The sequence below is a fragment of the Streptomyces avidinii genome, assembly GCF_045161815.1.
GTDB classification, from domain to species: Bacteria; Actinomycetota; Actinomycetes; order Streptomycetales; family Streptomycetaceae; genus Streptomyces; species Streptomyces avidinii.
Map to the genome: position 1 here is coordinate 8522796 of NZ_CP108863.1, position 13464 is coordinate 8536259.

A 13464-nucleotide genomic window follows, 5' to 3' on the forward strand; every position below is an offset into this window, starting at 1 on the left:
CGGGCCGTCGGCGGGGTACACGCGCCCGCATGACATGGAGCTACGCGCGGCGGCGCGGTGCGGCGTCGGAAGAAGGGGCCATGGAGGCCACCGGGCGGCAGCGCCGTCCGGCACACCCGGCCGTCCGGGCGCTGGCCATGCTCGCGGCCTTCGCCGGGACCGTCCTGTTCAGTGTGGTGCTGGCACGGCTGACGCTGGAGCCGTCCGCCGCCTCGGCGGACCTCGTGCACGCCAATGCCCGGCCCGGCCATTCGATCAGGGCCTACCTGGACGGGACCTCGACGATCGAGGCGGTGCGCCAGCTCGGCGGGAACCTGCTGCTGGGAGTGCCGTTCGGGGTGCTCCTGCCCGTCCTGCTGCCCCCGGCCCGCGGGCTGTTGCGGGTCGCCGCCGTGACGGTCGCCCTGATGACGCTGGTGGAGCTCACCCAGGGCGCCCTCGTCACGGGACGCGTCTTCGACATCGACGACGTCATCCTCAACACGGCCGGAGCGCTCATCGGCTACCTGCTGATCGGCCTGCGCCTGGGGCGGGCCGTACACCCGCGCCGCAGGCACTGGTGGCAGCGCTGAACCCGCGGGCCCGTCGCCCGCGGGTGTCAGACCTCGCGCCATCGGGCCAGCGCCCAGGAGAACGCCCCGAAGAGCATCAGCCCGACGGCGACCGCGACCAGCAGCCACGGCCCCGCCGGCGTACCGGTGAACGACCGCAGGGTGTCGTCCATGCCCTTCGCCTGCTCCGGGTCGTAGCGCACCGCGGCGTACACGACGAAGCCGCCGGCCGCCGCGAACACAGCGCCCTGGGCCAGGCCGCCGGTCACCCCGAGGAAACCGACGGCCTTGCGCACGGAGTCCGGGACCCCGCCCATGGCGAGGTGCTCGCGGAAGGTGCGCCGCGCGGCCTGCACCGCGATGACCACGCCCGCGATCGCGATCCCGAGCCCGGCCGCGCCCACCAGCCACTGGCCGGCGGGCAGCTCCAGGGCCCGCGCCGTCGCATCGCGTGACTGCTGGTCCCCGGAGCGCCCGCCGCCGCCCGCCGCGAAGGCCAGGACGGAGAAGGCGACGATCGCGTAGATGACGGTCCGCCCCGCCGCGGCCAGCCGCTTCAGCGGCTCGTCGCCGTCCGGTCCGGCCGCCCCGAACACCGCCTCCGACAGGTGCCACAGCATCATCCCCACCAGTCCGATGCCCACGGCCCAGACGAGGACGCTGCCGAAGGGCTTGCCCGCGAGCTCCTGGAGGGCGCCCTGACGGTCGGCCTCCTTGCCTCCGGAGTCGCCGAAGGCCAGGCGCAGGGCCAGCACCCCGACCAGTACGTACAGCACCCCGCGGGCCAGCAGCCCGCAGCGCGCCGTGACCTCCCGCGCCCCACCGCCGCGGGACGCGGCCCGGGCGCCCTTGCGCGCGTTCTCGCCGCCGATCACAGCGGTCAGACCTCGCCGCGCCAGGCGCCGGTCGCGACGCCGCGCGACTCGATGAACATCTTGAACCGCTTCAGGTCGCCCGCGACCTGGCGCTTGACGAAGCCGAGCTTGTCGGCGGCGCTCTCGGCCAGCCCCTCGGGCACCCAGTTCATGTGCAGCACGACCTTGGTGGTGGTCGCGTCGATCGGTTGGAAGACGACCAGTCCGGCCTGGCGGGTCTCCCCGTCGACCGTCATCCAGGCGACGCGGCGGTCCGGGAGCTGCTCGGTGATCTGCGCATCGAACTCACGCTGCACACCGTTCACGTTGGTCACCCAGTGGGTGAGCGTGTCCGTGCGCTGGTCGATGCGTTCGACCCCCTCCATGAAGGCGGGGAACTCCTCGAACTGCGTCCACTGGTTGTAGGCCGTGCGTACGGGAACGTTGACCTCGACGTACTCCTCGACGTGCGACATGCGTATCCCTTCGGTACCGTCGGCGGTCCCCCTCCTGCGAGGACCCTTCAGGGCCCGGCTACCCGGCCCCGGGCGCCCCATGCGCCGCGGTTGGGCGCCGGCTACGGGGGCAGGTGCCCGGCAGGGGCGATGAAAGCGGCAGGAGGGATCGGTCGTGACGCGGACGGACCTCGACCTCGGCGCGTTCGCCGAAGTCCTGAACGGCCCCGTGTACGTGGTGACGGTGGAGGCCGCGGGAGAGAGGTCGGGCTGCCTCGTGGGCTTCGCCTCGCAGTGCTCGATCCGGCCGCCGCGCTTCGTGGTGTGGCTGTCCAGGCAGAACCACACCTTCCGGGTGGCTCGCGGTGCCACACACCTGGCGGTGCACGTGCTCGATCGTGGCCGGCAGCCGTTGGCCGAGCTGTTCGGCGGCGAGACGGGCGACGAGGTGGACAAGTTCGCCCGGGTGGACTGGCGGCCGAGCGCCGACGGCAGCCCCGTGCTGACCGGGGCCCGCGCATGGTTCGTCGGCCGGATCGAGGCACTCCTCGACGGCGGAGACCACGAGGGCTTCCTCCTGGCGCCGACCGAGGTCTGTGCACCGGCCCGCAGCGAGCCCGCCTCGATGAGGTACACGGACGTCCAGGAGATCAACCCCGGACACCCTGCGTGACCAGCTGCTTCCGTAGAAGTGCGGGACACAGGACTGCGGCCGCACGCGGTGCCCGGGGGGACGGAACACCGGCGTGCGGCCACGGATCTCGGCGAGTCGCCGCCCCGCTCGAAACGGCGACTCGCCGACATCACGCGTATGACCCCGAATCGAGGGCTCAAACAGAGGCGATGAAACTTTTCGGTCGCTCCGGGTCCGGCCCGGCGGTCAGCCCCTTCGGGTCCGTCCCGGGCCGCGCCCCTCACCCGTAGCTGACGTGCACCGTGCGGAAGCCGAGGGAGTGCAGCAGCCCCTCCAGCATCGCCGTCGTGTTCTTCTCGGCGCGCTCCGCGAGGCCGCTGTCGCGGGCCGCCTCGTCGATGTGCTGCGCGGCGAGCTTCTGGACGGCCTGCTCGCCGGCCGGGTTGTCGGAGAAGAGATCACCGAGCCGGTCCAGCAGGCCGCGCTGCTTCGACACCGCGTACGAACGGTTCGGGTCCAGCGCGGCGGCCCCCAGCACCGGGCGCGGCAGCCGGATCGTGGCCTCCGTACGGTCGCCGTTCACCGTGACGCTCCGCTCGCCCAGCCCGCCCAGGTCCACGTAGCCGCTGACCGAGCCGGCTCCCACGTACAGCGTGCGGGTTCCGCGGATCGCGTCCGGCAGGAACGCCGCGTCCTTCTCCAGGTCCACGACCACCTGGAAGTTGCCGACGGCGGCTTCGTAACGGTGCATGTCCTGCAACGACTTGAGCAGCGCCGGGCCGGAGCGGTCGTGCGTCTTCTCACCGAACAGCGCGCCGAGTCCCGGAATCGGGCCGAAGCGCCCGACGAGCACGATCAGCACCACGACCACCACCACGCCCACGGCGATCCTCGTCCACCACGGGCGCCGCGCGGCGCCCGGCCGATCCGAAGAGGTTTCCATGCTCCGCGGATACCCCGTGGATGCCGCTCCAGCGCCCGGCTCCCGAGACGGGCTACGTGAGCCCCGCGCGCAGTGGGGCCGTGTGCGCGCGGACCTGTTCGGGTGTCAGGTACGCGTCCGTGTGCTCGAACTCCCGCAGCGTCGGCGGTCGCCAGGCCTGGAAGCCCGTCCGCACGAAGTCATCGCCCGCGACCGCGTTGAGCAGCCAGTTCGTCGCCACCCTCGTCCTCGCCACATTGGTGCGCAGCGCCGCCCAGTGGTACCCGCGGGCCACCGCCTGCGCGGGCAGGCCACGCAGCTCGATGCCGAGCGGCCTGGAGACGCCGTCGCGTCCGCCCAGGTCCACCACGAGCCCGAGGTCCTTGTGCCGGTAGGGCCGAAGCGCCCGGTTCCGCAGGGTCGCGATGAGGTTGTCGGCGGCCGTGCGCCCCTGCCGCTGGGCGTGCTGGGCGGTGGGCGGGCACACCGCCCCGTCCTCACCCGCGGCGAGGTCGGGCACCGCAGCGGCGTCGCCGAGCGCGAGGACTCCCGGGAGGCCCGGAACCGTCAGGTCGGGGGCGACCACGAGCCGCCCGCGATCGGTCTCGGCCTCCAAGGTGGCGATGAGCGGACTGGCGGTCACTCCGGCGGTCCAGATCAGGGTGCGGCTGCGCAGGACCCGGCCGTCGGTGAGCGTCACCTCGTCCGGCCCGGCCTTCGCGACGGACACGCCGAGCGAGACCTCGATGCCCCGCCGCTCCAGCACCTCCAGGGCGGACCTGCCCAGCGCCTCGCCGAGTTCGGGCATCAGCTTGGGGGCGATGTCCACCAGGTGCCAGCGGATCTGCCGCGGGTCCAGCCGCGGGTAGCGCCGCACCGCGTGGTGGGTGAGCCGCTGCAGGCAGGCCGCCGTCTCGGTGCCGGCGTAGCCGCCGCCCACGACGACGAAGCAGAGCCGCGACGCCCTCTCCGCCTCGTCCTCGCAGGCGTCGGCGAGATCGAGCTGCGCGATGACGTGATCGCGCAGGTGCGCGGCCTCGGCAAGGGTCTTCATGCCGCGGGCGTGCTCGGCCAGACCCGGGATGTCGAAGGAACGGGTGACGCTGCCCGGGGCCAGCACCAGGTGGTCGTAGGCCCGGGGGGTCAGCTCGCCGGAGATCTTCCGTACGACGCACACCTTCGCCCGGGTGTCCACGCCGACGACGCCGCCCGGCACGATGTGTGTCCGGTGCCGGCGGCTGCGGCGCAGCGACACGGCGATCGACTGCGGGGTCAGCACCCCTGCGGCCACCTGCGGCAGCAGCGGTAGGTAGAGCTGGAAGGAGGACGGGGTGACGAGGGCGATCTCCGCCTCGGTGGGGGAGAGCCGCCGCTCCAGGCGGCGTACGCACTCCACACCGGCGAATCCGGCGCCCACCACGAGAATCCTCGGACGTGCCACAGCTGTCATGGTGTTGCTCCCTTCCCGGGCCTGCCGAGTCCACGGACTCCTGCGCTTGTGCCCCGGTGTGCGGATGCCTACCGGTGCCGGGCCAGGCTGCTGACGAGGACGAGAACGGCGAACGCGATCACGATCAGGTGGAGCCAGGCGGGGCCGGGGGCCGGGGTCAGGGCCAGGGAGGTGAGCGCATGAGATGTCATACCGCGCGCCTGCCCCCGTACCGCGGGATGAAGCTCCCGTACGCGGGCGCGGGCGCGTACGGGGGACGGACCGGCCGGGTCACCGGCCGGTGGACCTGCCCGAGGTCAGCCGGGAGGCGTCGATCTCCGCCCAGACGGCCTTGCCGTTCTCGTGGGTGCGGGTGCCCCACCGATCGGAGAGACGCTCCACGATGTACAGGCCGTGGCCGCCGGGGAGGCCGCGCTGCGGGGACGGGTGGCGGCGCGGCAGGGTCGTCGTGCCGTCGAAGACCTCGATCCTCAGGACCTCGCCGGCCGAGACCACGAGCTCGACGCAACCCCCCGCGTGCAGTGCCGCGTTGGTGAGCAGCTCGGACACGAGGAGCAGGACGTCCTCGGACGTCTCGTTCCCGTCCCAGCCCCAGTCCACCAGCGCCTGGTGCGTGAAGTCACGGCCCTTGGCCACGTGGCCGCGCACGCCCGAAAGGGCCAGGCGGCGGCGCTGCCCTGCTATGGAAGGCCCTGCAGGCCGCCGATCGCCGGTTTCCGGCCCGATCGTTTCCACTGTGGTCTCTCACCCCCACCGTTGACGCCGGCCGCCGTTCGCGGTACCGGTCCGGACCCCGTGGGGCCGAGGACACCCGAGCATGTCCGTGACAGTCTAGGGGACCGTCGGTCCCTCAGGACGTGGCCATGTGCAGTCTCAGGGTGAGGCCGCTGTCCGAGGCGCGGATCTCGACCAGGTCGCACAGCTGGTGGATCATCCAGAGGCCGCGCCCGCCGTTGACGGAGGCCAGGGCGGGGCGGCGGCGTCCCGCCAGCGGGTCCGTCAGCCGGCCCGCGTCGCGGATCTCCGCCACGACCCCGGCACCCCCACCCGGGCCCGTGCCGACCGTGTTCCACAGCCGAAGTGAGCCACGCCCGCCCCCGTGGGCGAGGGAGTTGGCGGCGGCCTCGCTGACCGCGAGGACGAGGTCGCCGCGCCGCGCCGCGCTCAGGGCGGTGCCGCGGGCCCAGGCCTCGGCGTACGCGCGCACCTCACCCAGCTCCCCGTGGGCGTAGGCGAACGAGGGCGCACCGCTCTCGGGCTCGGGCAGGGGGCGGTCGCAGTCGGCGCCGACCACGGCCGCGTCGACGTGGTCCGGGCTGAGCCGGACCCTGCCGTCCTCCATCACCACCGGATGGGTGCGCCGGGCGTCGTTCACCACCCCGGCGGTCAGGCCGAGGACGTCGTACGGGCACAGGACGCTGGCCGGCCGCCCCGCGAAGGCGGTGTTGATGAGGGCCTCGTGACGCGTGGCCTCCAGTACCTCGGCCTGCGAGCGGCCGGGCCAGATCGGCTCGCCGACGATCCGGGCGGGCCGGTCCGGGTGTCGGTCGGCGAACTCCTGCAGGGTCGCCAGGATGCGGCCCGGATTGCGGCCCGTCTGCGTCATGTCCGTCCAGGTGACCTTGGCCCCGTCGCCGCCGAGGCTCTCGCGCAGCGTGTCCAGCCGCGGACCGGGTACGGCCACGAGTACCGGCTCGTCGGCCGTGAGGGCGGCCCGTACGAACCCTCCGACGCCCGCCAGGTAATCAGCCGGGCCCCGGTAGAAGAGGGCGGGGTGGACGAAGGCCCCGGGGGCGTCGGCCGCAGGATGGTTGATCATGCTGCGACCTCCAGCGCGGCACATTCGTCCGGGAACATCTCCACTACCTTGCGGAGCGAGTATGGCGGGTGGTGGAGCAGCAGGCGACGACCCTGACCGGCAACCGTGGCGTTCGCCTGCACCAGGGCCGCGACGGCGGCCGCGTCGAGGAAGCCCACGGCGGAGAGGTCGAGGTGGACGACCGGGCCGGGGATCCGGGTGACGACGCCGAGCGCCGCGCTCAGGATCGGCCGCGTGTCGAGGTCGCAACTGCCGCTCAGCCGGGCACCGGGACGGTCGTGCAACGGCCGGGCGGTCAGTGACGCCGCCTTGCCCGCGCCCGTACTCGTACTTGTACGCGCGCCCGTGCCGTCGGCCGTGCACCGCACGACGGCGTCCGCCCACACCGCATCGGCGTCGTAGGGCTGCTGCACGCCGGCGGGCGGGACGGGTCCGTCGTCCCGGTGGGGTGAGGGCGATGAGGGCATGGCGCTGCCTACACCGTGAGCATTCCGGCGCGCAGCCGGGCCAGGGTCCGCGACAGCAGACGGGAGACCTGCATCTGCGAGATGCCCAACTCGGTGCCGATCTCCGCCTGGGTCTTCTCATCGCCGAAGCGCATCTGCAGGATCAGCCGGTCGCGTTCGTCCAGCTGCTCCAGCAGGGGGGCGAGGGTGTGGAAATCCTCGAAGAGTTCCATGGCGGGGTCGACGTCGCCGAGCCTGTCCGCCAGCGGGCGCATCGTCCGGTTCGTCGCCGACGGTTCGTCGCTGTCGGCGCCGGTGTCCAGGGAGCCGCTCGTGTACCCGTTGGCGGCGACGAGCCCGTCGATGACCTGTTCCTCGGTCAGTTCGAGGTGCTCGGCGACCTCCTTGACCGTCGGGGCCCGGCCCAGCACGTCGGTCAGCGACTCCTGGGCCTTGGCCAGTTCCGTACGCAGTTCCTGAAGCCGGCGCGGCACGTGGACGGCCCAGGTGGTGTCACGGAAATAGCGCTTTATCTCACCGATGATGTAGGGGAGGGCGAGGGTGGAGAACTCGACCCCGCGCTCGGTGTCGTAGCGGTCGATGGCCTTGATGAGACCGATGGTTCCCACCTGGATCACGTCGTCCATGTCCAGGCCCCCGCCGAGCACGCGGGCGCGGAAGCGCCGCGCGGCGAACTGCACGAGGGAGAGGTTCATCTCGATCAGGGTGTTGCGGGCGTACTGGTACTCGCGCGTGCCCTCTTCCAGGTCGCGGAGCCGCTCGAAGAAGTGCTTCGAGAGTTCGCGCGCGTCGGCGGGTGCCATCTCCCGCGCGTTCTGCACCTCGGGCAGTGGCCCGTCCTGCGGCGGGGCTCCCACGGCGGCGGGCGCAGTGGGTGTGATCTGCGCGTCTGTTGCACGAATGAGGCTGACGGCGGTGGCCGAGCGAGACATGTGGCCGTTCCCTCCCGATTGACTGACGGCTGCTCGGACGCTTGTGCCCCGACTTCGCGTCCTTACTCGCCCTTCGCGGGATCTTTCTTGTCCGGCATCGCCGGGAGGCGATGTCGGGCCCCGGCGGGCATGCCAAGACCGCGGCGTCCGCGCCCGGCTGACGAACAGGCATACTCCCTTGCGGAGGCCGTACAGATGACGATCCGGGGAGGCGGACATGACCGGAGCAGGGGACGCGTACCACCACGAGGGCGTCGTGGGGGACGGCTACCCCGCGGGGGCCGGGTGGGTGGTGACGGCGCACGGGGAGCTGGACCAGGACACGCTGGCGCCGCTGGAGACGGCGCTGACCTCTGCCGCGGACCGGTACCGGCTGGTCGTGCTGGACGCCGGCCCCATCACCTTCGGCGACTCGTCGTTCCTCAACCTGCTGCTGCGCCTGCACCACCTGACCACCCTGCGGATCGCGGCCCCCGGTGAGCAACTCCGCCGTCTCTTCGCCCTGACGGGCGCCGATACGGTCCTCTCCCTTCACCCGAGCGTCGAGGACGCCGTCGGCGGGTCATGACCGCCGGGTCCCACCGGGACCGGTCGGCGGGCCCCGCCGGGGGCCGGAGTGGGGGTCGGACGCGCCCGGTGGCCGGAAGCAGGCCGTGATCGCCTTGCCCCCGTGGCATGCGTGGACGTCCCAGGAGTCGGCGAGGACGGTGACGATCCCCAGCCCCCGGCCCGAGGTGGCGCCCGTGTCGCCATCGGCATCGGCCGTGCGCGGAACGGGCAGATGCGGGTCGGAGTCGGCGACGCTCACGTGGAGGCAACTGCCGTCCCACGTCAGCACGAGGTGGGCGGGGCCGACCGCGTGCAGGTGGGCGTTCGTGACGAGTTCGGAGACGCTGAGGAGTACGGAATGCACCGTGTCCGGGGCCGCGCCGCCCCACGGCAGCGAGGCGAGGTGTCCGGCGGTCCACTGCCGCGCCGCCCGGACCCCTCTCGATACCGGAAACGTGCGGGCCCAGCCCACGGCCTTGACCGCCAATGTCCTCACCCACTTCGGCTGTGTCGTTCGTGTCGTTCGTCACGGTTCGCCTACCCGCCGCCCGCCCGTGCATCCGCCGGTTCCGCGGCGGTGTGCGTACGCGCGGATTCCGATTGATCGGGGATCAGGTGATCGGACCTGCCGGGGTCGGCGATAGCCTTCTCCATTGGTTGTACGGCGAAAGACGGATCCCCCGGCCGGTCCGGGGGATCCGGTGCGTCCCGCTGCCGTGTCCTGTCCCGTGCGCCGGCACGGTCGTTGTCTAGAGTGAGGTTGGCAGATGGCTGAGCGGTCGGGTTCCGAGGCACTGGGCAGCACACCGGCGCCTCCCGGCGAGGACAGGATCGGCGAATCGGAACTGCGCCAGCTGCTGGCCGGCCTGACGGCCGTGCGGGACGGGGACTTCCGTACCCGGCTGCCCGACACGGCGGACGGCCTGCTCGGCGAGATCGCCACGGTCTTCAACGGGATGGCCGACCAGCTGTCGCTGTTCACGTCCGAAGTGACGCGGGTGGCCCGCGAGGTGGGCACCGAGGGAACGCTCGGCGGTCAGGCGGACGTACCGGGAGTAGGCGGCGCCTGGCTGGACCTCACGGATTCGGTCAACTTCATGGCCGGAAACCTCACTGCCCAGGTGCGCTCCATCGCCCAGGTCGCGACGGCCGTGGCCAAGGGTGACCTTTCGCAGAAGATCAACGTCACCGCGCGCGGCGAGATCCTGGAGCTGAAGGAGACCATCAACACGATGGTCGACCAGCTCTCCGCGTTCGCCGGGGAGGTGACGCGGGTGGCCCGTGAGGTCGGCACCGAGGGCCGGCTCGGCGGCCAGGCCGACGTCAAGGGCGTCTCCGGAACCTGGAAGGACCTGACGGAGTCGGTCAACGTCATGGCGGACAACCTGACCGCCCAGGTGCGCTCGATCGCGGAGGTCACCACCGCGGTGGCCCAGGGCGATCTGACGCAGAAGATCCGGGTGGACGCCCGCGGGGAGATCCTGGAGCTGAAGGAGACCATCAACACGATGGTCGACCAGCTCTCCGCGTTCGCCGACGAGGTGACGCGGGTGGCCCGTGAGGTCGGCACCGAGGGCAACCTGGGCGGCCAGGCCACCGTCCGCGGGGTCTCCGGCACCTGGAAGGACCTCACCGACAACGTCAACGTGATGGCCTCCAACCTGACGGGCCAGGTGCGCTCCATCGCCCAGGTGGCCACCGCCGTCGCCCGGGGCGACCTCTCGCAGAAGATCATGGTGGAGGCGAAGGGCGAGGTCGCCGCGCTGGCCGGCGTGATCAACACGATGGTCGACACACTGTCCGCGTTCGCCGACGAGGTGACGCGGGTGGCCCGTGAGGTCGGCACCGAGGGCCGGCTCGGCGGCCAGGCACAGGTACCCAACGTCGCGGGGACCTGGAAGGACCTCACCGACAACGTCAACTCCATGGCGAACAACCTCACCGGTCAGGTCCGCAACATCGCCCTCGTCACGACGGCCGTCGCCAACGGCGACCTGTCCAAGAAGATCGACGTGGACGCCCGCGGGGAGATCCTGGAGCTCAAGACCACCATCAACACCATGGTCGACCAGCTCTCCGCCTTCGCCGCCGAGGTCACCCGGGTCGCCCGCGAGGTCGGCAGCGAGGGCCGGCTCGGCGGCCAGGCCGAGGTCGAGGGCGTCTCGGGGACATGGAAGCGCCTGACCGAGAACGTCAACGAGCTGGCCGGCAACCTGACCCGCCAGGTCCGGGCCATCGCCGAGGTCGCCAGCGCGGTCGCCGAGGGCGACCTGACCCGCTCGATCACCGTCGACGCCTCGGGCGAGGTCGCCGAACTCAAGGACAACATCAACTCCATGGTCGGCTCGCTGCGCGAGAGCACCCGGGCCAACCAGGAGCAGGACTGGCTCAAGTCCAACCTGGCGCGCATCTCGGGCCTGATGCAGGGCCACCGGGACCTCGCCGTCGTCGCCGAACTCGTCATGGACGAACTGACCCCGCTGGTCGCGGCCCAGTACGGCGCCTTCTACCTCGCCGAGGACGGCACCCAGGGCACCGTCCTCACCCTGGTCGGCTCCTACGGCCGCCCCGCCGGCACCACCCTGGGCGCCGGCTTCGCCCTCGGCGAGTCCCTGGTCGGGCAGGCCGCGCGCAGCCACCGGATCATCGCCACCGACCGGGTCCCCGGGGACTACGTCATCTCCTCGGGCCTCGGCCACACCACGCCCGGCAGCCTGATCATCCTGCCGATCGTGGTGGAGGACCAGGTCCTCGGGGTGATCGAGCTCGCCTCCTTCTCCGCCTTCACGCCCGTGCACCGCGACTTCCTCGGCCAGTTGATGGAGACCATCGGCGTCAACGTCAACACCATCGTCGCCAACGCCCGTACCGACGAACTCCTTGAGGAGTCCCAGCGGCTGACCGGGGAACTCCAGGCACGCTCGGAGGAACTGCAGGTCCAGCAGGTGGAACTGCAGCGCTCCAACGCGGAACTGGAGGAGAAGGCGGCCCTCCTCGCCAGCCAGAACAGCGACATCGAGGCCAAGAACCTGGAGATCGAACAGGCCCGGCAGGAACTGGAGGACCGCGCCCAGCAGTTGTCGCGGGCCTCCACCTACAAGTCCGAGTTCCTGGCCAACATGAGCCACGAGCTGCGGACCCCGCTCAACAGCCTCCTCATCCTCGCCCAGCTGCTCGCCCAGAACCCGACCCGCAACCTCTCCCCGAAGCAGGTCGAGTACGCGGGCATCATCCACTCGGCGGGCTCGGACCTGCTGCAACTGATCAACGACATCCTCGACCTCTCCAAGGTCGAGGCGGGCAAGATGGACGTCAACCCCGAGCGGGTGCACCTGCCGCAGCTCCTGGAGTACGTCGACGCCACCTTCCGCCCGCTGACCACCCAGAAGAGCCTCGACTTCACCGTCACCACCGCCCCCGATGCCCCGGCCGACCTGCTCACGGACGACGCGCGGCTGCGCCAGATCCTGCGCAACCTGCTGTCCAACGCGGTCAAGTTCACCGAGCGCGGCGGCGTGGAGCTGCGGATCGAACCCGCCACGGCCCCCGAGGTGCCCGCCGGGCTCCCCGGCCGCGCGCCCATGCTGGCCTTCCGGGTACGGGACACCGGCATCGGCATCCCCGAGCAGCAGCTGGAGTCCGTCTTCGGCGCCTTCCAGCAGGCCGACGGGACCACCAGCCGCAAGTACGGCGGCACCGGGCTCGGGCTCTCCATCAGCCGTGAGATCGCCCAGCTCCTCGGCGGCGCCGTCACCGCGGAGAGCACGCCGGGCCAGGGCAGCACCTTCACCCTCTACCTGCCGGTCAGCCGGGCGGACTACGAGGAGGAGCCCCTCACCGACGCCCCGGCGGCCACCCGGCAGACCGCCGCGGGCCGGGCCCCCGCACCGGCGGGCGGCCAGGGACCGGCCGCCCCCGTTCCGCCGCAGCGGCAGGCCCGCCGGCTCCTGGTCATCGAGGAACGCCCCAACGGGCTGCTCTCCCTCGTCGCCGAGAGCGCCGACCGGGACTTCGCCCCCGGCCACCAGCCGCCCGGGGACCACCGCGAGGGCATCCAGGTGGTCAACGCCACGAGCTCGCGGGAAGCCGCTGCCGCCCTGGCCTCGGACTCCTTCCACTGCGTCGTCCTCGAACTCGACATGCCCGACGGCGAGGCCCTGCGCTTCCTCGACGCGCTCGACGGGGACCCGGCGCTCTCCTCCCTCCCGGTCCTCGCGCACAACAACCCCCGCCTGAAGAACGGGCAGGAGCGGGCGCTGCGGGAACGGGCCGCGTCGCGCCGGCTGGAACTGCTGTCGAGCCTGGACGAGCTCCGCGAACGCATCGTTCTGCACCTGTCCGCCGACCGGCCGGGGGACGTACTGCCCCTCGTCCACGAGGAGTCGCAGCGCCGGCAGACCGCCCCGGTCCTCGACGACGACCTGGCCGGACGCACCGTCCTCGTCGTCGACGACGACGCGCGCAACCTGTACGCCCTCAGCGGTGTGCTGGAACTGCACGGCGTCCGGGTCCTGCACGCCGAGGACGGCCGCAAGGGCATCGAGACGCTCACCCGCAACGACGGCGTCGACCTGATCCTGATGGACGTGATGATGCCGGAACTGGACGGCTACGCGGCGACCGCCGAGATCCGGCGGATGCCGGCCTACTCGGGGCTGCCCATCATCGCGGTCACCGCCAAGGCCATGCCGGGGGACCGGGAGAAGAGCCTCGCCGCGGGAGCCAGCGACTACGTCACCAAGCCCGTCGACGCCGACGACCTCATCGCCCGCGTCCGGCACTGGCTCACCGGATGACCGCCGCCCCGTATCCACCGTCCGTTCCATCCGTT

Annotated in this window: 14 protein-coding genes; 4 read left to right on the forward strand and 10 right to left on the reverse strand. The window is 72.0% G+C overall.

Annotated elements, in window-relative coordinates; genetic code table 11:
• The first annotated feature begins 29 nt into the window (after positions 1 to 29).
• Entirely contained in the window at positions 30 to 572 is a 543-nt protein-coding gene (locus tag OG373_RS38745; protein ID WP_405443533.1) for a VanZ family protein, read from the forward strand.
• 26 nt (positions 573 to 598) lie between these two features.
• Here the strand turns inward: OG373_RS38745 and OG373_RS38750 are convergent, their stop codons facing one another.
• Positions 599 to 1423: a DUF1206 domain-containing protein gene (locus tag OG373_RS38750; protein WP_405444357.1), complete on the reverse strand. Its 825-nt coding sequence runs from the start codon at positions 1421 to 1423 to the stop codon at positions 599 to 601.
• 8 nt (positions 1424 to 1431) lie between these two features.
• Complete coding sequence (locus OG373_RS38755) at positions 1432 to 1881, reverse strand: SRPBCC family protein (protein ID WP_397731734.1); 450 nt, start codon at positions 1879 to 1881, stop codon at positions 1432 to 1434.
• A gap of 154 nt (positions 1882 to 2035) precedes the next feature.
• Here OG373_RS38755 and OG373_RS38760 point away from each other — a divergent pair, with 154 nt between their 5' ends.
• Positions 2036 to 2533 carry a flavin reductase family protein gene (locus OG373_RS38760; protein ID WP_405443535.1) on the forward strand — a complete coding sequence of 166 codons (498 nt, stop codon included), beginning with the start codon at positions 2036 to 2038 and terminating at the stop codon, positions 2531 to 2533.
• A 241-nt stretch (positions 2534 to 2774) separates the two neighbouring features.
• On the opposite strand, the gene OG373_RS38765 is transcribed toward OG373_RS38760, so the two are convergent.
• The 7 genes from OG373_RS38765 to OG373_RS38795 all read right to left on the reverse strand — a co-directional run bounded on the left by OG373_RS38765 (position 2775) and on the right by OG373_RS38795 (position 8084).
• A complete protein-coding gene (locus OG373_RS38765) occupies positions 2775 to 3437 on the reverse strand; it encodes a DUF4230 domain-containing protein (RefSeq protein WP_405443536.1) in 663 nt (220 codons plus the stop codon).
• Between the two features lie 52 nt (positions 3438 to 3489).
• Positions 3490 to 4857, reverse strand: a complete 1368-nt coding sequence (locus OG373_RS38770; RefSeq protein ID WP_405444358.1) for an NAD(P)/FAD-dependent oxidoreductase — start codon at positions 4855 to 4857, stop codon at positions 3490 to 3492.
• 77 nt (positions 4858 to 4934) lie between these two features.
• A complete protein-coding gene (locus tag OG373_RS38775) occupies positions 4935 to 5057 on the reverse strand; it encodes a hypothetical protein (protein ID WP_405443538.1) in 123 nt (40 codons plus the stop codon).
• A 79-nt stretch (positions 5058 to 5136) separates the two neighbouring features.
• On the reverse strand, positions 5137 to 5514 hold the full coding sequence (locus OG373_RS38780) for an ATP-binding protein (protein WP_397731739.1): 378 nt from the start codon (positions 5512 to 5514) through the stop codon (positions 5137 to 5139).
• Between the two features lie 202 nt (positions 5515 to 5716).
• Positions 5717 to 6685: an anti-sigma factor RsbA family regulatory protein gene (locus OG373_RS38785; RefSeq protein WP_405443540.1), complete on the reverse strand. Its 969-nt coding sequence runs from the start codon at positions 6683 to 6685 to the stop codon at positions 5717 to 5719.
• Positions 6682 to 7152, reverse strand: coding sequence for an STAS domain-containing protein (locus OG373_RS38790; protein ID WP_405443541.1), 471 nt, complete (start codon positions 7150 to 7152; stop codon positions 6682 to 6684). The genes OG373_RS38785 and OG373_RS38790 overlap by 4 nt, the downstream gene beginning before the upstream one ends.
• Before the next feature lie 8 nt (positions 7153 to 7160).
• Positions 7161 to 8084 carry a SigB/SigF/SigG family RNA polymerase sigma factor gene (locus tag OG373_RS38795; protein ID WP_397731745.1) on the reverse strand — a complete coding sequence of 308 codons (924 nt, stop codon included), beginning with the start codon at positions 8082 to 8084 and terminating at the stop codon, positions 7161 to 7163.
• 217 nt (positions 8085 to 8301) lie between these two features.
• On the opposite strand from OG373_RS38795, the gene OG373_RS38800 reads away from it, so the two are divergent.
• A complete protein-coding gene (locus OG373_RS38800) occupies positions 8302 to 8652 on the forward strand; it encodes an STAS domain-containing protein (protein ID WP_405443543.1) in 351 nt (116 codons plus the stop codon).
• Here the strand turns inward: OG373_RS38800 and OG373_RS38805 are convergent.
• A complete protein-coding gene (locus OG373_RS38805; protein WP_405443545.1) occupies positions 8647 to 9129 on the reverse strand; it encodes an ATP-binding protein in 483 nt (160 codons plus the stop codon). The two genes, OG373_RS38800 and OG373_RS38805, sit on opposite strands and share 6 nt — an antisense overlap.
• A gap of 271 nt (positions 9130 to 9400) precedes the next feature.
• Between OG373_RS38805 and OG373_RS38810 the strand changes: the two genes are divergently transcribed.
• Positions 9401 to 13429 (forward strand): HAMP domain-containing protein, encoded by a 4029-nt coding sequence (locus tag OG373_RS38810; protein WP_405443546.1) that lies wholly within the window; start codon positions 9401 to 9403, stop codon positions 13427 to 13429.
• The last annotated feature ends 35 nt before the right edge of the window (positions 13430 to 13464 follow it).